At 41.9% G+C, this 20,232-nt stretch carries 10 protein-coding genes; all 10 read right to left on the bottom strand.

Translation table 11 applies throughout. The features are described 5' to 3' along the window. Positions 1 to 286: 286 nt before the first annotated feature. The 10 genes from DW182_RS20985 to DW182_RS20940 all read right to left on the bottom strand — a co-directional run bounded on the left by DW182_RS20985 (position 287) and on the right by DW182_RS20940 (position 20,075). Positions 287 to 3,244: a glycosyl hydrolase 115 family protein gene (locus tag DW182_RS20985; protein WP_199678646.1), complete on the bottom strand. Its 2,958-nt coding sequence runs from the start codon at positions 3,242 to 3,244 to the stop codon at positions 287 to 289. Between the two features lie 20 nt (positions 3,245 to 3,264). Continuing rightward, the gene (locus tag DW182_RS20980) at positions 3,265 to 4,371 is read right to left on the bottom strand and encodes a glycoside hydrolase family 105 protein (protein WP_115503783.1); all 1,107 of its coding nucleotides are present in this window, start codon (positions 4,369 to 4,371) and stop codon (positions 3,265 to 3,267) included. 63 nt (positions 4,372 to 4,434) lie between these two features. Continuing rightward, positions 4,435 to 5,583, bottom strand: a complete 1,149-nt coding sequence (locus DW182_RS20975; RefSeq protein ID WP_115503782.1) for a glycoside hydrolase family 130 protein — start codon at positions 5,581 to 5,583, stop codon at positions 4,435 to 4,437. Between the two features lie 36 nt (positions 5,584 to 5,619). Next, complete coding sequence (locus DW182_RS20970) at positions 5,620 to 7,482, bottom strand: FAD-dependent oxidoreductase (RefSeq protein ID WP_118296718.1); 1,863 nt, start codon at positions 7,480 to 7,482, stop codon at positions 5,620 to 5,622. Positions 7,483 to 7,491: 9 nt separating this feature from the next. After that, complete coding sequence (locus tag DW182_RS20965) at positions 7,492 to 10,212, bottom strand: sugar-binding domain-containing protein (protein WP_118296716.1); 2,721 nt, start codon at positions 10,210 to 10,212, stop codon at positions 7,492 to 7,494. A gap of 50 nt (positions 10,213 to 10,262) precedes the next feature. Beyond that, the gene (locus tag DW182_RS20960; protein ID WP_007661325.1) at positions 10,263 to 11,366 is read right to left on the bottom strand and encodes a glycoside hydrolase family 105 protein; all 1,104 of its coding nucleotides are present in this window, start codon (positions 11,364 to 11,366) and stop codon (positions 10,263 to 10,265) included. 190 nt (positions 11,367 to 11,556) lie between these two features. Next, positions 11,557 to 15,582: a hybrid sensor histidine kinase/response regulator transcription factor gene (locus DW182_RS20955; RefSeq protein WP_115503780.1), complete on the bottom strand. Its 4,026-nt coding sequence runs from the start codon at positions 15,580 to 15,582 to the stop codon at positions 11,557 to 11,559. A gap of 450 nt (positions 15,583 to 16,032) precedes the next feature. Further along, entirely contained in the window at positions 16,033 to 17,583 is a 1,551-nt protein-coding gene (locus tag DW182_RS20950) for a sulfatase (RefSeq protein WP_115503779.1), read from the bottom strand. Positions 17,584 to 17,775: 192 nt separating this feature from the next. Next, entirely contained in the window at positions 17,776 to 18,891 is a 1,116-nt protein-coding gene (locus tag DW182_RS20945; RefSeq protein ID WP_044154798.1) for a glycoside hydrolase family 105 protein, read from the bottom strand. A gap of 47 nt (positions 18,892 to 18,938) precedes the next feature. Then, positions 18,939 to 20,075, bottom strand: a complete 1,137-nt coding sequence (locus DW182_RS20940) for an aldose epimerase family protein (RefSeq protein ID WP_044535228.1) — start codon at positions 20,073 to 20,075, stop codon at positions 18,939 to 18,941. Positions 20,076 to 20,232: the final 157 nt, after the last annotated feature.

The raw sequence follows: 20,232 nt of genomic DNA, 5'->3' as shown, positions 1-20,232 counted from the left end.
ATGATTCATCGTATATTTCATCAGTTAGCAACTATACTTACAAAAAGTTCGTAAGTTTCTTCCTTTCCTGCAGCTACTCTTCCGACTCGTTGAATGAATCTGATTCAGTCAGGGACTGAATGCCTTTCACTCACTGACTGAATGCCTTTCAGTCCCTGACTCATTGTACCCCCATCCAGAAGGTATCTGAGAGGAGGGAATGGTGGTGGAAAAGGTGACAAGACAAGAAATAAAAATTACACACAAAAGACATAGATTGATTCATTTTTACCACCTTATCACTCTTTTATTCCTTTCTGGTAGGTTGCGGTCCCATATAAGAACGCTTCATACCACCAAAGTCCAATACAACCTTCTGCAAAACGGTTCCGGCATCTCCACAGATGATTTTCACTGTATGCTTGCCCGGCTTGTCTATATGAAGGGTCGTCTTATTGATCCTGCAATTCTTCAATACGCTCTCATACCAGATCTGAGCATATTCAAAGGAAGAAGTAGACGGATTCATAACGGGACCCTCATCGATACATACGCCATATTTAGTCTCAACATTAGTTGCTTCATGTCCGGCATATCCTCTATCCTTGCTTATGGGGAAGGTAGGAAGTACATAGGTGTAAACATCTACCGATCCCTGTTCAAAAGTATAGAAATCATATTCCAGACGCGGTGTATTACGTCCCGCCGTACGCTGTGCCTTTGCCATAGGATTACCCAACTGAACAGCTGTATTCTCAAATCCCAGGTTCGGAATCACAATCATCTTAATATCATCATTCTCTACCTTACGGTGGAAACTTGCCGCATCCATCGCAACATACCCATTGTTCTCTACAAACAGAGTGTCCATTTCGGCCAATGAAGGAGATGTAGGATTAAAGACGGAGATATAAACAGTTTCTTTCTCACCACGGTCGGACATAATATCCAATGTACCAAGGATTCTTTCACCAGCCGGAACCTTTGCCCAGTCGATGGAAACTTCAATACGCTCTTCGGTAGCTGTCTCTCCGGACTTCTTGCTTACCAAAATCCAATCGTTTGTTACAGATGTTTTCCATTTCAACGGAGTAGCACCTTTATTGAATACATCTATATAGTAAGATTGGCGCAGGTAAGTATTGAAACATGGCAATGGATGGAAGCTTTGCAGACCTTTCAATACTGCCTCACCCTCGGTCATTACACCCAGAGAGGCTGTAGGTGCCAGTTCAACATCTCTCAACTTCGGAAGTTCAAAATAAGCAGCCGCAAATCCTTGCTTCATGGTCATCACATGATTCCATTTACCGTCGAGCAGTGAGTTATATCCTTTGGTTATAACTTCCAGACTGTCATAACAAGCTTTTGCTGATTTCTTCAAATCCTTAGCCGATGCTCTTTGCTGAATAGCATACCAACGGTTTCTTTGTCCGTCCAGTACCATTCTGTTCAACAATTCGCATCCCTTTACCGGATAATATAATGACTGATAGAAACATGCTTTCTGTTTCTCATCGGACATATTATTCAGAATATTCTCTACGATACTTCCAATACGGCGGTATTCGCTCAAACGGTTGTCCACTTCACGATAGTTGGTCAGTGAGAAGTCCGTATCCGTATTCCGCTCTCTACCATGTTTATCAGTCGTCCACTGGTAACCCCATCCCATGAATTCGGGTTTACGTGCAAAAGCCAGCTTATAGAAAGAATTGACTACATCCTGATACTCATTGCGGTATTGGTCGCCCAACATTCCACACAACCATTCTGTACGATAATTGGCTGCTCTTTCAAAGTTGAAAGCATCAATATCGAAAGCCATTGTCAGGAAGTAATCCACTGCGAATTCACATGACTTAATGTCACCGGCATTCAGTAACCAGATGCGGTCGGCTGTTGCATCATAGGCTTTACGAAGTTCTTCGTACATCAATGTAGGAGAAACCGTATTCATCCAAAGGTGATCGTGAGGCTTGCCAAGATAAGAAGAGTGGTAATATACACCCGAACGACCCGAACGTTTCTGTTCTTTCGGACTGCTCAGACGCTTCATATAACCGTAATTATCATCCGGCCAAATGATAGTTACATCATCCGGTAGTTCCAAACCTTCATCATATACGTCCAGTACCTCCTTATAAGGAGTAAATGCCTGGGGAATTTCTTCTCCCGGTTTACCGATTGCATCGATCAACATCTGCCTTTGCGCCATCAGAGCTTCCTGAAGCATATCCTTTCTATCACCCATATCATTGCTTGCATTCATGGCTCTGTCATGCAGTCCGCGCAATGCCAGCGTATATACATTTTCAAAAGGAGCGCATTCCTTCACACGGACATTGAGCACGCTGTCTACACCTTTTTTATTATTGATGTAATCCCATTCGCCCATCTTATCGCGTTTCCATTCACTTGCCGTATTAAATAATAACGGTTCGCAGTGGGAAGCTCCCATAAGGATAGCAAAGCGGTCTGCAACCACCCTGTTCTCCGGAATCCGGTGGAATGCCATAGATGCATCGTGCATAGCCGGACACAAATAGTTGGCCTGAAGCCGAAGCAAAAGCTCACAAACTTTGGCATAAGTCCGAGGACCGAAATTGCCCAATTCTTTCTCGAAGTTATCTCTTGACCAACGGTAAAGTCCCCAGTCTTCATCATTGATGAAGATACCTCTGTACTTCACTGTAGGTTCTTTAGAAATATACTTGTCTACTCTCAGGTGTAACTGATCCTTCTTTATGATAGGAGCATCCGCCCACCAGTACCAAGGAGACACACCGATAGTTCTTGATACAGAAAGCAACCCGTAAGCAGTACCTCTGCGGTCGCTACCTACAATTACCAACGCTTTGTCCACACCCGGAAGCGGATTGCGCACAAGCTGTACCAGATAGCTTTCCCAACGATTCTTCAAAGGTTCTACATCCAGTTTCTTCTTTGCAATCATCTGGTCGATCCACTCATTATAACCCAAGGTACCGATGATAATACAGTTCTTTTGAGGCGCTTCTTTGGTAGTAGCAACGCCCAAAAGCTGTCCACTCACCTCTTTCACATCATTTGCAAATAGTCCTGCCGTAGTCTTTACAACTTCAAAGTCTTTTGCGTCATAGTACACGCAGGCTTTATCCTTCTTGCCAACGAGACTAAACACATTAGATCCGCTACTATTCTGTGATAGCGAAACCTGAGCCAGTGCTGCCGAGGAACTCAGCAGCAACATGCCTCCTAATAAAATAGATTTAAAAATTCTCATGCTTTATCGATAATTATGAATTATTTCTCCATCAGGGCAACTACACACCAAAGGTAAGGGCCTTGTGCATGAAAATCACCGGTACGACGCGGACGATCATAATAGTATTGTTTGTCATTCTTCTTATTGGTACCTACACAAATCTCTCTTACCTGATTCTTCTCGGTCAGATAATTCACTAAAGCCATCCATGCCTTGCGAGCTGCGGGCGCATACTCTTTGGCATCCAGCCAACCGTTCTTTACACCCGTAATAAAAGCAAAAGTAAACATAGCAGAGCCTGATGTTTCAGTCCAGCATTCAGGATCATCCAGCAATTGGTTCCACAGTCCTTCCGGATTCTGATATTCCTTCAGACTCTTCATCATAGTCAGATAACCTTCCATGATGCGGGGACGGTCTTTGTGATTCTTAGGTAAGTAACGAAGCAACTCTGTCATACCTGCTGCCATCCATCCGTTTCCACGTCCCCAGTAGAAGGGTACATCCGGTGCATGATAGAAGAGACCATTGGGACGTTGTAATTCATCCAGATACATCACCATTTCTTTAGCTGCACGATCTATATATTTGCTGTCATTGGTCACTTTGTAGGCATGCGTCTGCACAATAGTAATCATATACATATCGTCAATCCAAAGGCGTGTTTGCCATGAATAACCCTTCTCCGCCCACGCTTTCTCTTCAGGTTTAGCATCTTCGGGAACTTCCCATTGAGTATCAGCATAAGGCAATCCCACTTCTTTATAGCGTTCATCCTTCGTCACCCAATAAAGTTCCAAAGGCAAGCTGCCGAACATGTTTAAATCGACATGATTCTTGATAGGCAACAGTGCCTTTTCAGTAGTAAACAAATGCTCAAACCGGGCTTGCAAAAGCTTGATAAGTGCCTTATCCTTAGCTGCTGCCGCATATTTAAGAGAACCGTTCCAATAGAAGGTTTCGGGATAACCAATCCATTTTCCGGCATGTAATGCATGTTTCTCGGTTACAAAACGATAGGAAATGCGTCTACCGATTTCATCGGGGGTATACCCTTCGGGGAAATTCTTCAGAAGACTCTTCTGAGCAATTAATAACTGAAAAGGAAGTAATAATAATAACAATGTAAATACTTTCTTGTACATAATAATTTGGGTTCTATCTGTTAAAACTATAATAATTCACACTCACTGAGGTATCTGATACCGCTATTTTACCTTCAATAATCCTTTTATATCATCACATACAGCTACTGCCACCTTCGAGTCTGCACAGCCGTAATAAAGATATAGCTTCTTCTTATAATAGGCCAATCCTTCGATAAAAACGGTTCCGTCTTTATACTGTCCGCTCTTCTCAAAAGGAGCTTCAGGCATGAAGAAAGGTTTGTCCAAGCGGCCCAATACTTTATAAGGATCTTTGGAATCGAGCAGAAGTTGACCTGCACAGTAAGCGCCTGCCGGATAGTTGACATCCCCTCTCTTCTTGTCATTCTTGCCATTATACATCAATACAATGCCTTGTTTGGTACGGATGGCAGGAGGACCACATTCAGTCATCTGGCTATCAAAGTATCCGTTACGCGGCTTGGCTATCTTCAATAATTCATTGTTCTCATCCAGTACAGGATACCAGTCCGTCAGGTTATCGGAAGTAGCTGCGTGTACGGCATATTCTCCCCAATACATGAAGTACTTGCCATCCACTTTATCGATAACCAGTTTTCCACCTTTCACCTTCGTAAGAATAGAAGCTGACTTCGTTGCTATTCTGGCAAAACGACCGTCATATGCCTTCTCAAAAGCAAGGCCATGCTTAGTCCAGTTTTTCAGATCCTTGGAAGTAGCCACAGCAAGACGGGGAGTCTTCCGGTTCCATGCTGTATAAAGCATTACATACAGTCCGTCTTCGGTCATTGCTACCCGCGGGTCTTCACAACCACCCGGACATTCGATGCTTTCAAATTCATCTCCACCGGGAAAAAGTACCGGACTGTCCAGTCTCTTCATAGTCACTCCATCCGCACTCTCGGCATAACCTATACGGGAAGTTCTTTTACCTATACCTTGTGCTGAATTATCTTCGGCACGGTAAAGCACAACAATCTTTCCGTCTTTCACGGTGGCAGCTGGATTGAAGACATCACTCTCCTCCCACTTCACCTGTTCTTTTCGCATCGGGCAATGGAAAGAGGTGGGTTGTGGTACCAATACAGGGTTAACTCCCTCAGGACGTAAGAACGGGCCAATCACCCAACTCTCTTGTGGTTTCTTGTCGGTATCATCTGAAGAAGGCAGAGTAGAAAAACTACTAAGCGACAGAACTCCTATCAGACCCATTATTAGTTTTAATTTCATTTTATTTCTTTGTTTTACATGGTTAAAGTTATCGTTTTACTGACAAATACGCTTATAAATCATGGTCAGAACTTCCAGTCTGGATGTCTTTCCGAGAGTAGCTTTGGGCTTAAACCCACATAATGCACTCCATTCCTGTAGCGTTCCTTCATCAATCGCTCCGTGCAAATTAGCATTCCATTCGGGCAGATATCCTCTCAGCCCCATATATTGCGCCAAGCGGAAGTTAGGATCTTCCGGTCGTAAATCACGAAAGTAGATCAACGTTGCTTTCTGGTCCACCAACAAATCTTGTAATCTGGACATATCTACATCCTGTACAGGCACTTTGCAGTCAATTGCCAACGAAGCAGCAATACCTGCCGCCTGTCCCAACGCCATCCAGCAAGGCTCCATACGCAATGTGGAGAAACCGATATGCGAACCGGATACAGGTACAGGTAACAGCAAATTTTCTACATTTCGGGGTAAAATAACCCCCAATGGTACCGTATAGACAGCTGTAGGATAGCTAATAAATCCATCCAAGTGTGCTCTCCCAGCTTCCCTTTTCCTGGCAGCATGTGAATCGAGTGCATAATGACTGGCTGTCACACTATTAGCATGCAAAGGTGGGCGCTCACCCGATGCTGTGGGCAAAGCATCCTTAGCAGTGAAGAAATAAACTCCTTCAAAACGTCTTCCTTCGCGTACATAAACTTGCCGGGGAAAATATTCATTATCTTGATATTCATCTTTAGCCAATCCCCATTCCAACATTGCTTTACGGAAATGCTCCGGTAGTTCCGGATCATTCTGGGCAAACCAGAATAAGCCCAATGTATAATCTTTTAAACGTTTGGCAAACTTATCTCTCCACTCCCAGGATGAAGTGGGCCACGGCCAATTCTCCTCAGGCAAATCGGTAGAAATAAATGCAGCATGCTGGTTATTGCCATCTGTCTTTTGATTGGGTAATTTCACAATACTGCTCAACTTTCTGATTCCCCAACTGTCTCCGGGTAGCTTGGTTGGATTGCCTGCAGCAATATGACGGCGATTTTCTTCCATCATCTCGTCCGTCACTTTCAGCATAACTCGTTGAGTATTCTTTCCGGTCCATACGTCTTCAATTAATGGCACATATTCATCCCTATTGTAAGATGTCGGTTTCGGAAAAAGAACTCGAATTTTAGGATCATTTGTCAGACAAAGCCGATAATTATATGCCTGAACTGCATTGTCTGCTTCCCCAGTGCTACCACTGGCAGGCAGACTTTTCCAATATTCATAAGCTCGTCCGGCTCCGGGTTCCCCAAATTCGGTTTTACTTTCCCTTCCTATACGAAAAGGCACACCGGCAGCTGCTCCCAAATCCCCTTCATAAGTAGCATCTACAAACACGTCACCCTGATAAATCTCTTTCTTCCCATTCTCACGATTCAAGATACAGATACTTTCAATACGCCCGTTCTTGATAGAGATATTCTGATTTTCAGCATCAAATTGCCGCATTAAGAGCACAGTAATCTTATCTTTATGCTCATTCAGCATATCCTGATAAATGGTTGTCGCAACAGACGGTTCAAAATGGAAGCCATCACTGCAGTCCTTCAACTGTTGAGAGTTTTCTCCATAACGATCTGCATAATATCGCTTAATCCTGGAAGTAAATTCCAGGAACAGACCGGTAGTCGCTTCCCGGGTGGCAATATCCGTTGCTCCCAGCCCGTTGGCAGGAAGTCCTCCAATATGCCGGGTACGTTCCAGAATAACTGAAGTCTTGCCCTGTCGGGCTGCTGCAATAGCCGTCATAATGCCACCGGGGTTACCGCCCACCACCACAATATCAAAATGGTTTTGAGCAGACACTCCCAAACTGAGTAGCAATAAAGCTATAAGGATATGGAATCCCTTCACGCTATTATCTTATTTGAGTTTATACTTCTGAGTATCTATATTCCAGCCTTTCAACACCAAGACTGCCCCATCAGCCAACTTCTCTTCCCCTGTTTCAATGGTGACTGTTTTCTTTTCACCCGGAATCAAAGAGAAGAAGTTATCTGAATAGAATGACGGACGTATCGGGCTCATCTTGGAATTGAGAAATTGCAACTGATTGAAAAAAGCAATACCATTGGACGTATTCTTCATCACAATGTCCACAAAATAGCGTCCATCTGCCTGACGTGTTTTATAGGAAAGCTTCACTTTGGCTGCTTTCAACTTACTCAGATCCTCAAAGCCTGATGATGTAGGACCGGTTAAGGTCTTGCTGCCTTCATACTTATCATTGGATCTCCAATAGAAGTTGGAAGAAACATCTTTGCCTTTTTCATCTTTCAACACTAACTTAATAAAGTGAACCTGGGAAATGTTTTCAGGAAAACGAATCGTCAAAATATCGTTAGCAACTCCATCTTCCGGCAAATCGACAGAAGCAGACTTTTCAAACACCTTCTTGCTATTTATATCATATACCTGAGCTATCACCTTATAACCAGTAAAGGCACGATAGTAATCGTTCACCACGGACACTGTATTTTTCAGATAGTCAAACTGAGCATGCAGCGGTTCCAGTGAATTAGCTGTATGATACAACGAAGCTGTGGGTTCCAAAGACCAATCCCACATACGGGAAGAAACCTGACGCATGGAACAGTTATGGTACCAGAACAAAAGTCCGGAACAGAAACGATCGCCGTAATCCAATTTATTATAATTCCATACTTCCCAGATACTCTTAGAATTCATAGCACCCAGCAGTTGTCCTTTTTGGGCAAACTCATCAATGGAAGATGACTTTCCATAGTTATTTACCAAATCAGTATACATGGTAGTCATCAGGTGAAAACCATTTCCATCCAGATAATCCCACACTTCCTTATTGATAGGCCAAAGGTCTTTCTCATCCATCATCTCACGAAGGATTTCCACTGTGGGAAGTGTAGGAGCACCATATTCAGGATTGAAACCATCGACACGGCTTCCACGCGGAGATGCCGTATTCTCATAGTGCTGCATCGGATTCACTTGCTTGTAAGGACTTCCGTCATGTACTCCGGCACATTCGGACTGCATCTGATAACCTCGCGTACCATCCAGTTTATTCAATAATTCAGGGGTACCGGTAACCTCAGTACTCTCATTGGAAGCCACATAATAAGCCAAGGAAGGATGATTACGAATACGCTTCACGGTAGACTCCACGTTATTCAGATAGTTGCCCTTATCGTGCGGATGGCGTGTATCACCTGTCATCCAGAATTCCTGCCATACCAATAATCCCATCTCGTCACACAACTGGAAGAAATAGTCAGATTCAGCAATTCCCCCTCCCCACATACGTAAAAGGTTGACTCCTGACTGGAGGCTATATCTCAATTCAGCATAAGTACGTTCATCGGAAGTTCTCAACATAGCCTCCGGTATCCAGTTTGTTCCACGGATAAAAAGACGTTTACCATTTACATAGAAGACACGTGATTTATCAGGTGTATTCGTATCAGAAGTAATTTCACGAATACCAAACTTCGTTTTTACCGAATCACACACCACTCCATCGATGGATACGGTCATTTTCAGCTCATACAGGTTCTGAGGCCCTTTATTCACAGGCCACCATAAGCGGGGAGCGTTAATCACCAATTGCGGGAACTCTTCTGGAGAGAAAGACAAAACTTTCTCTTCTCCACGCATAACTTTAACTTTTTTCTCGAAAGTTATATTTTCACCAAGAATCTCACCCTTCACCGTGCAATTAATAGGGTTAAAACCTGTTGTCGGATTCACAACTTCCACCGATACAAATTCGCGTGCCTGGTCGTAACCGGGTTTGCGTAATTCCGATTTCACGAAAGGATGACGCAATGCCACTTTACCGGTAGAATAGAGAGAAATATTCTTCCAGATTCCTGTATTACGGTCGCGAATGCCATCCATAAAAGTGAAGTCCCAACCCACAGTCATCAGCATGGTAGTATTCAATCCAATGTTTCCGTTTCCACCATTATGGAATTCGCCTACTGCTCCCCAGGATTTTGGTTTAGCACTGCCCGGAACATCCACCGGATATACTTTTATAGCCAACGCATTGCTCTTGTCTGTTTTTACAAAGCTGGTCACATCAATATAATCCTGCAAAAACATGCCCTTAATCGTGCTTAGCAGGTTTCCATTCACCCACACCTCAGCACGATAGTTAATGCCATCCAGTTGTAACCAGACATGCTTGCCTTCAAATGATTTAGGAACTGTAAATTCAGTCCTGAACCAATAGGTATAGAAATCACGTCCGGTTTCAGAAATATCCGGTATTAATTTAGATTCGATTTTATTATTGATACCATAATAAGGCTCAGGATATTTTTGGTTGTACACCAATGAATTCAGAACCGTACCGGGCACAATGGCAGGCAACCAATTTGTTGTCGGATAATCAGACAAAGATACTTTCTCTCCGGGATCTGTTACGTCTCCCGCCTTCATCATTTTCCACTGATAGCCCCCATTATGGGTAATATCCGAGTCAAGCCAGATGCGTTCAGAGCCTCTGGCATCATTCACTTGCGTTTGTCCGGTTACTACTGTCGAATAGGAAAACAACAGTAAAACAAAGGTAAGGGCTTTGGCCCAACTGCTTATATTCATTTTATAAGTATAAATAAGGTTTCGATATAAGATTACTAAAATAACAGAAATTATTCTTCTAAAAGCGCAACAGCACACCAAAGGTAAGGAGCTTGTCCATGATAATCGCCTACATTTTGTTTACGATCATAGTAGTATTGCTTATCGTTCTTTTTGTTGGTGCCCTCGCAAACTGATTTTACATTGTTGTTCTCATCTATGTACTTCACCATAGCCATCCATGCCTTGCGGGCAGCAGGTGCATATTCTTTAGCATCCAGCCAGCCATTCTTCACACCCTTAATGAAAGCGAAAGTGAACATGGCAGACCCTGAGGTTTCAATCCAGCAATCAGGATGATCCAACAACTGATGCCACAAGCCATTGGAAGACTGATACTTTTTCAGGCTTTTCATCATAGTGCGATAGCCATGCAGGATGCGTGGACGGTATTCACTATCTTCGGGCAAACTACTCAACAGCTCTGCCATACCGGCAGCCATCCAGCCATTACCTCTACCCCAATAGAAAGGAACATCCGGTGCATGATAGAAAAGACCATTCGGACACTGCAATTCATCCAGATACATCACCATTTCTCTGGCAGCACGGTCTATATATTTACGATCACCGGTAACTCTATAAGCCTGAGTCTGTACAATCGTAATCATATACATATCGTCAATCCACAAACGAGTTTGCCAGGAATATCCTTTCTGATCCCATTCTTTTTCTTTGGGTTTTGCATTTTCAGGAAGTTGCCATTGAGTATCGGCATAAGGAAGGCCCAAATCCAAATAACGTTGATCTTTTGTTATCTTATACAGTTCCAGAGGTAAACTGCCAAACATATTCACATCCACATGATTCTTGATAGGCAACAGAGCTTTTTCCGTCGTAAACAGAAGTTCAAATCTGTTCTGTAAAAGCTTCACAAGCTCTTGATCATTGGTGAGTGCGGCAAATTTCAATCCACCATTCCAGGTAAAAGTCTCCGGATAGCTAATCCATTTTCCGATATGAAGCATGTGCTTTCCATCTACAAAATGATATGCCAGACGTTTACCTACTTCTTTGGGAGTATATCCTTCAGGAAAATCGGTCAACAAACTTGTCTGGGCAAACACCAACTGAAAAGGAAGCAAAAACAGTAATAATAACGACTTCTTACACATAAGGTTAATTTTTTATTTATTAGACATTAAGAAATACATAATTGTTATCATGGTATATCTCTTACGAGATGGTTACAAAGATAGCACGCAGCATCTTCTCAATAGAGAAGAAGCATTCCAATAAATAGAAAAAACATCTCAAAATCGCATAAAAGTCACAATTTTATTCCCAATAAAAGCACTATCCCCCTTATCCGGCAAAATCTTTCGGAAGTACTCCAAATTGTTTCAGGAAACATTTAGAGAAATACGAAGAAGAACTAAACCCTACCATATAACAGATTTCATTAATACGACTTTCACCTTCTTTTAATAACTGGGCAGCACGTTTCAAACGTTCTATACGCAAATATTCGTTCGGGCTCAAATCCAATACCCCTTTCATTTTACGGTAGAAACTGGAACGGCTCATATTCAGACTTTCTGCCATATCATCCATACTAAATTCTTGGTTCGACAAGTTAGAAAGAATAATCTCATTCAATTTCTTGATGAATTCTTCATCAGCCTTGGTCAGTGCCATTGTATTGACTGCTACAAAAGGAGATTTAGCAAAATCCCGGCGAAGCTTTTCCCGATTGTTTATCAGATTAGAAACCACAGCCAAAAGATATTCCGGTGAAAAAGGTTTCTCAATATACGAGTCCGCCCCTAATTCCATACCCTCAATCTTAGACTGAATATTAGTCTTAGCCGTCAAGAGTATAACAGGAATATGACTATAACCCACATTTGACTTTATTGTCTTGCACAATTCAAAACCATCCATTAACGGCATGACAACATCACTCACCACCAGATTCACAAAATTACCATCCAATGCTTCCAATGCCTCTCTACCATTAGTTGCCGTAACTACAGCATATTGGGATGACAACTGACGTTCGATGAAAGCGAGCATTTCCGGGTTATCTTCTACAACCAAAACCATATGCTTGCTTTCTTTTGATTGTTTTCCCTCCGATTTATCATCCGAATATTGCTCACCAGATGCTTCTGTTTGTAACTCTGCATCCATATTCTCCATATCAGAGTCTAAAGTAATCACCGTATCCTGAATAATAGGAAGTGTCAGGACAAAGACATTGGCATCTTCACCCGGAGCCATAACCAGGGTCCCACGATGGAGTTCTGCCAGAGAACGGGAAAGAGCTAAGCCAATACCCGCACCTGTAGCAAGCTTTCCTTCCTCCTTCTGACTGAAACGAACAAAAGGCTGAAAAATCTCCTCTTTCATTTCATCGGGAATAATAACTCCATCATTCTTTGTCACTACATAAAATGCCTGTATCTCTATATCTACTTCCAACTTAATATGCATATAGCTATCGGCGTACTTCATCCCATTATTCAAAAGATTACTGATAATCTTCGTAAATGCTTCACGATTCACATGGGCGCAGAAATTTTCTTCAGGCAACTCCAGATTAAAATCAAGACCTTTCTGACGTGAAAGAGAACTAAAACGCATATAAGTTTCTTTCAAGATATTGGTAATATCACATTTAGTAAAGTTCAAGCTATAACCCTGACTCTCTACTTTCCTGAAGTCCAGGAGCTGATTTGTAAGGTTCAGTAATCTTTCCGTATTATGTTGCATAATATTCAGATCCTCGTGAGTCTCCGGGTCCAAATGCTTTTTCAAAAGAATATTCTCCAAAGGCCCTTTAATCAACGTTAGCGGAGTCCGGATTTCATGTGCCACATTGGTAAAGAAATCTATTTTAGCGTTATAAATCTCGCGTTCTTTTTCCTGCTCAAACTTCTCGAGTTGACGGCGATGCTGCCTGCTGCTGCGCTGCCTGAAATAGCAAAAGGCATATACAGAACCGACAATAAACAACAATATATAAATGCAATATGCCCAGAACGAAAGATAAAAAGGAGGAAGAATATGAATATATAGCAAATGTTCTTCAGGCCCCCAAATACCATCACTATTAGACGCTTTCACACGGAACACATAATCACCATGCCACAAATTGGAATAAGTGACAATAGGGCTTTCGCCCACAGTAATCCAGTCTTTATCAAAGCCATCCAACCTATACATCAGCTTATTCATTTTCGGCACCTGATATCCAAGGGCTGCAATACGGAAAGAAAATGAGTTTTGATTAGCCTGAAGAGTGATACTATCCGAGAAAGTGATGCTCTTTTCAAGAGGAGTATTTTCTTCATCTGCGCGGACTTCTTTATTGAACAGCATGAAATCTGTAATCACTACCGGTGGCAAGCTTTTATTCTCAGTAAATGTTTTGGGATTAAATACTACAAAACCATCAATACTACCCAGATAAATAGCGCCCGTTTCATCCTTATAACTGGAACGGTAGTTAAATTGATCACCAAGCAAGCCATTGGCCGTTGTATAACCCTTTACCTGTTTTGTTTCGGGATTAAAGCGTACTAACCCGCTATTCGTTGTCAGCCAGAATAATCCTTCTGCATCCTCTACAATTTGATAAATCACATCATTGGGCAGGCCATTGGATGAATTATAGCTGGTAAAGGTCTCCGTTTCGGGATGGAACAAGCAGAATCCTCCCCCTTGTGTAGTCAACCAGATTTGCCGATGTGAATCTTCAAAAATACTCAAAACTTTGTCATAAGGAAGACTCTCTTTATTACTTTCATTATGCACGTAGTTCTTCCATTTTTTTTCATTGACATTGTAGCAATAGGCACCATTCACATAGGTAGCTAACCATAAATTGCCACCCGAATCCTCTTTTATATCATATACAAACCTACCGGCCAACTCCTCTATTCTGTCAAAATCATCTGTCTGTTCATTATACCTCAACAGTCCGAACATGGTTCCCAGATAAATATCTCCTGTTGTTGTTCTGCAAATAGCAAAGATACTATTGTCTATCAACGAACGGGGGGAAGCATTTTTCTGATAAGTTTTCAAGATATTCCCGGTATTGGTATCTACGATTTTCAATCCTTTAGAAAATGTTCCAACCCACAACTTATCGCCAACCATACATAAGCCATGAATATTGGTAAATCCGGAACTGGGTGCAAAGAAAGAAAATGTTTTTGTCTTCGGATCAAAACGATTCAAACCACCATCCTCAGTACCAACCCATAATATCCCTTTATTATCCTCGCAGAACTCACGTACCCGCTTACCATGCAAATTATTATCCCCATCTTTCGGATAATATTTCTCAAAGTAGGTGTAAGACTTTGGATAATAGTCTACTCCTCCAAAATATGAGCCTACCCAGATACCACCTTCACTATCCTCACATAGCGAATAAACAGCATTATCAGACAAAGAATAAGGATCATCTTTAGAACTATGCAAGTGCACATACTTATTTGTGCGAAGATTATAAATATAGACTCCCGATTCTGTACCAATCCACAATTCATTATCCGAATTGACGAGCAAATCCCGGCTATATACCATTTCACCGGTTTCATCCATCAACAATAAACTCCGTAAATTACCGGAGGTAAGGTTCAATTCCTGAACCCCTTTTCTTATGGAACTGATATAGATACAATTATAGGCTCCCGGCACAATCTTCATGATGACGTCATCTTTAAAAACTTCTTCACCATCCTTCGGGGAAAGATAAGGATGAAGTGTTTTTAAATTATCCTTAGAATAGAACAAACCACTGCCGTAGAATCCAACCCAAATAGTCCCACTATTATCAGAAGTTACACTCTGAACATTGGCTGAGAAGCTGTTCAATGTATAGTTGTGAAGCTGTTCTTTTTGCGGATCATAGCAGAATAGCCCTTGTGTTTCAACAGCTATCCAAACCCGTCCTTCCTTATCTCCCGAAATTGCAGAAACAGTCCGGTCGATTTGGATGTTTTCCTTACTTTGCAAGTTAAAAGGAGCAAAGATCTCGCGGGCAGGATAATAAATATACACTCCGGCATCCGTACCAACCCAGATATTCCCTTTTTTATCTTCATAAAGACAAGTTACGAAATTGTTCCCCAAACTATGATTGTCGTTCATATCACGCTTGAAGTTTCGGAACGACATACCGTCATATCTACTCAGTCCCCCCTTAGTACCGAACCACATAAATCCCTTTTTATCCTGCATGATCGCATTGACTGTAGTTTGGGATAATCCATCCTTTATGCTAAGATTTTTGAAATAGTAATGTTCGTCTGCTGCTTGTGTCCAACAAACGATATAGCAAAGAAAACTAATAAGGGCTATTATTCTCTTCCTCATTTTTGTGTTTTTTGATAGATTCGCACGTCAAATATAGCTCAATCTGATGACAAACGATAGCAGAAATACTTCAATAAATAAAAAATTCGTCTCTTTAATACTTTTAAAAATGTAGGAAACCGTCGTTTATGAAAAGACTTCGATGAAAATAGCCCATTTCATCGAAGTAGGTTCTCTGCCACAATGCTGTTTGAACTTCTTTCATTGCCCAATAAGGCCCTCTTCATTGCCTATTTTTTATTCGTTCTACTATAGTGGAACGCAAGGATAACTATAGCGTTCCTTACGAACCACTATAGTAAAACGTAAAGTATACTATAGTAGAACGAATAAAAAGTGCCTAGTAAGCTATATCCCAATAGGCAGGCGGTGAAATAAAAGATGCCTGTAAGAGTTATTGCTATAATAGAAGAAAATAGTCGGCTTAATTCATAACCGTGCAGTCATGAATCACTCGGAAAAATGATAATTATAAGGATTCCGTTTGAAATGATAACGATGTCGGGGCAGTGGCAATGGATCCTGCAAACGCAATTCCCAAGCCACCAGTTTTGTCAACAACTCATTCTGCTTATTTACAAACTTTGAGTTTCCAAACAGGTTATTAATTTCATACGGGTCTTTCTTCAGATTATACAGTTCTCCCCTTCCATAACTGTTCATTACCAGTTTCCAGTCGCCCATACGCACCATTCGGGAAGTTCCGCTCTGAGTCCAGGTATTCAGTTCGTCAAAACGAGCCACTTTATCATGTCCCAGCGCACCTTCCTGCTCAAAAGTCAGTTTATCATCCAAAGGCACATCCTCACCACCGAAGCCCAACTGCACAACTATACTTGAAAACTCCTCTTTCGGGTATTTCTTACCTGTCAGCATCGGCCACAAACTCCGTCCCTGCACACCTACAGGTATAGAATCACCTATCACCGTACAAAAAGTAGGGAAAAGATCTGCCAATGAAACATGCGCATCTATCGCTTTAGCCTGTTTCTTTATCTGATAACCGGCCCAAACCATTGGTATACGGGTCAGGGACTCGGACAAGCCTGCTCCTTTGCGAATTAAGCCGTATTCACCGCAATAATCACCATGGTCAGACAGAACTACAATGATTGTTTTCTCAAAAAGTCCTTTTTCTTTCAAGTCCTCAATCAGTCGCTTTATCTGATCATCTATAAGGCGAATCATTCCCATATAATTTCCCCTTAATCGAGGTATATCTTTCTCTAGATCAGGACAAGAAGCATCTTCCAGTTCTGCCAGTATCTGGTACTTCTCCCCTTTCCTCAATGCATCCTGACGTGAAGTCTTCACTGGCGGAAGCTTATCCGGTGCAAACATCGAGTAATAAGGTTCACAGACTTGATAGGGATTATGTGGTTCGGGAAATGAAACCCAGACAAAGAACGGATTATCCTTCTGGCTGTCGATCCATTCTATAGCTTCATCCACTATTCTTGCGGGCTGTTGGTCCTTGACAGGTATAGGCGAAGGTTCCAGACACTGTCCGACAGACTCTTTAAAGAATTCGGAAACGGCACGTTCTCCCTCCGTCACCGGCTTATTCTTTCCCCAGTGAGAATATTCAGACCAGAAATCCATATCTTTCGAACTCAAATAGCCATGATTCTTACCCACTAAAGCAGTCTTATAATGGTTCTCCTTCAAAACAGTTACCAAATCTTTTGCATAGTGTACATCACGTACATTGTGATTCGTACGCACATGAGTAGCACTGGGGAAACGGCCTGTAAACATAGAACAACGTGCTGGACTGCTGGCAGGCATAACCGTATACGCTTTATCAAACCAGGCATTTTGGTACGCCAATTCATCGACGTACGGAGTGATTTCCATCGGAAAACCTTCACGCCCACACAAATCCGCGCGCTGCTGATCTGTCATTATCACCACAATATTGGGCTTATCTGTCTGAGCGTACAAGGACAAGCCTACCCCCTGGAGAATAACTCCTGAAAAGAGATACTTTCTTAAATCCATAACTATCTATTTTAAGTATAAGTTCCACAAACGAATAATTTCCTCTTTCACATCACTTTAAACGTATGCGAAAATAAGTCTTTTATTAGTACTCAGGTAAAATAACACATATACTTCATAATCCCAATAAAGAGATTATGAAGTATATAAATTAAAGTGGCTTTTTCAGCCAACTATGAAGAATAGAATATTTTATTCGCTCAGCAACGCATAAGCACACCAAATAATGGGAGCTTGCCCATGATAATCACCTGTAATGCGGGGACGATCCAGATAATACTGGTGGCTGTTCTTCTTGCCTGTACCGATGCAAACTTCCATCAAGTCATTGTTATCATCAAGATAGTTGCAAAGTCCCAACCATGCACGGCGGGCAATCGGTCCATATTCATCCTTGTCCAGCCATCCGTTCTTCACACCCAAAATCATGGCATACGTAAACATTGCCGAACCGGAAGTTTCCGTCCAGCAGTCCTTTTCGTCAATCAACTGGTTCCAGAGTCCATCTTCATTCACATATTTCTTCAGGTTCTCCATCATCAAGCGATATCCTTTGAGGATGCGTTGACGGTTAGGATCGTTTTCAGGAAGGTTGAAAAGCAATTCCGTCATACCAACAGCCATCCAGCCATCGCCACGTCCCCAATAGAAGGGCACATCGGGCGCATGATAAAAGAGGCCGTTCTCACGCTGAATCTCATCCAGATAAAGCACCATTTCCTTGGCAGCGCGGTTGATGTATTTTTTATCTCCCGTTACGTGATAGGCTTCGGCCTGCACGATGGTAATCATATACATATCATCAATCCAAAGGCGGGTCTGCCAGGAATATCCTTTCTTATGCCATTTACGTTCTTCATCGTTTGCCTTCTCAGGAAGAATCCACTGCGTATCGGCATACGGTAATCCCAGTTCTTTATAGCGCTCGTCCTTCGTCATGCGATACAGTTTCAGAGGCAGACAACCGAACATATTCTGGTCTACATGAATCGGAGGAGGAAGCAAGTCTTTCTCCAGATGGAACAACAGTTCAAAACGCTCTCTCAGTTTCTTGGTAAGTTCCTTGTCATTCGTCATTTCGGCGAACCGGAGCGCTCCATACCAGGTGCAGACTTCAGCATAATGTATACCTCTGTCTCCATAAAGTTGGTGTTTGGTCTCCATCAGGCGGCTACTTACCTTTTTCCCTACGATTTTTGGATTTGCTCTTACAGGGAAATTACTGAAATAATCTTGTGCGGTGATGGTACTTGTCATTACAAATACAGCCACAACAAATAGATAAATGAAACGATAATCTCTCTTCATAATTCTTATAGTCTTTAAATGAATAATTAATTTGCTCAGTTGTCTTATCATTTTCTTACGGAAAATTTATATATGCAATGGCTATCATATTTCTCTCCCGGTTTCAATAATGCTGACGGCCATTCCGGTTTATTAGGAGTATCGGGATATTTCTGAGTTTCCAAACAAACGGAAGCACGATGACCATATACGATGCCTTTCTTTCCCTTTACCGTACCATCAAGGAAGTTGCCGGCATAAATCTGAATTCCCGGTTCGTTCGTGTAAACATCGAGTACGATACCAGTTTTAGGAGATTCGAGAGTAGCACATTTCTGAGAAATATCCCCTTTTGTATTGAGTACCCAGTTATGATCGTAACCTTTACCATACTTCAATTGAATAAAATCATTATTAATGCGTGCTCCGATGGCCGTAGGTTGACGGAAATCCATGTCTGTATTTTCTACAGGAGCAATCTCACCGGTAGTCATAAAAGTACTGTCCACAGGAGTATATGCATCAGCATTAATGGTCAGTAGATAATCCGAGTTGTCTTTGGAAGGATCACCATCCAGGTTGAAATATGAATGATTAGTCAGGTTAACAACCGTAGTACGATCCGTTTCGGCACTATAATGAATATCGATGGCATTATCATCTGTCAGTGAGAAAGTGACCTTACAAGTCAAATTACCCGGAAATCCCTCTTCCCCATCTTTTGATAAATAGCTCAATTCCAAAACCTGATCACTCAGCTGATGTGCATTGAAAACCCGGAAGTCAAAGCCTTTAGAACCACCATGTAGGCAGTGGCCATAGTTATTCCGTGGCAATTGATATTCTACACCGTCTATGGTAATCTTACCCTGGTTAATGCGATTACCATAACGTCCGATGGTAGCACCAAAATTCGTAGGAAGTTTCACGTAGTCTTGAATAGAATCGAGTCCTAATACAACATCACGCATAACTCCATCTTTATCCGGTACCATTACTGATACAATACGTCCACCAAAGTTTGTAATACAAACTTCCATACCATTTTTATTCTTTAGTACAAACAGGTCTGTCTGTTTACCATCCACTTCCATACGGAAATCAGCTGGATTCAACCCTGAAGCAGTCTTTTCACTGACCTGCTTACTTGTACAGGCTGATGCTAATAGCACAAATCCTGCTAAAATAATCATAATTTTATTCATACTCGCTTATAATGTTTATGCTTTATTTTTTAGAGAAAAATTGTTCTGCACGTCCTGGTGAAAATAGTTCCCACAGCGAGGCAACCGTCCAGCCCGGAGCAAAGATATCATTGTAATATCCCTTACCATTACGACCGTAATCCCAGTTCGTGTGTTG

This window comes from Bacteroides sp. AM16-24, assembly GCF_003471885.1.
Taxonomy (GTDB): Bacteria; Bacteroidota; Bacteroidia; order Bacteroidales; family Bacteroidaceae; genus Bacteroides.
The sequence above is the reverse complement of the archived record's forward strand: the minus strand, read 5'-3'. Positions and strand labels throughout refer to the sequence as shown.

Coding starts and splice junctions, on each gene's coding strand:
- DW182_RS20985 (WP_199678646.1), bottom strand. CDS start 3,244: ATGAGAATTTTTAAATCTATTTTATTAGGAGGCATGTTGCTGCTGAGT.
- DW182_RS20980 (WP_115503783.1), bottom strand. CDS start 4,371: ATGTACAAGAAAGTATTTACATTGTTATTATTATTACTTCCTTTTCAG.
- DW182_RS20975 (WP_115503782.1), bottom strand. CDS start 5,583: ATGAAATTAAAACTAATAATGGGTCTGATAGGAGTTCTGTCGCTTAGT.
- DW182_RS20965 (WP_118296716.1), bottom strand. CDS start 10,212: ATGAATATAAGCAGTTGGGCCAAAGCCCTTACCTTTGTTTTACTGTTG.
- DW182_RS20960 (WP_007661325.1), bottom strand. CDS start 11,366: ATGTGTAAGAAGTCGTTATTATTACTGTTTTTGCTTCCTTTTCAGTTG.
- DW182_RS20955 (WP_115503780.1), bottom strand. CDS start 15,582: ATGAGGAAGAGAATAATAGCCCTTATTAGTTTTCTTTGCTATATCGTT.
- DW182_RS20950 (WP_115503779.1), bottom strand. CDS start 17,583: ATGGATTTAAGAAAGTATCTCTTTTCAGGAGTTATTCTCCAGGGGGTA.
- DW182_RS20945 (WP_044154798.1), bottom strand. CDS start 18,891: ATGAAGAGAGATTATCGTTTCATTTATCTATTTGTTGTGGCTGTATTT.
- DW182_RS20940 (WP_044535228.1), bottom strand. CDS start 20,075: ATGAATAAAATTATGATTATTTTAGCAGGATTTGTGCTATTAGCATCA.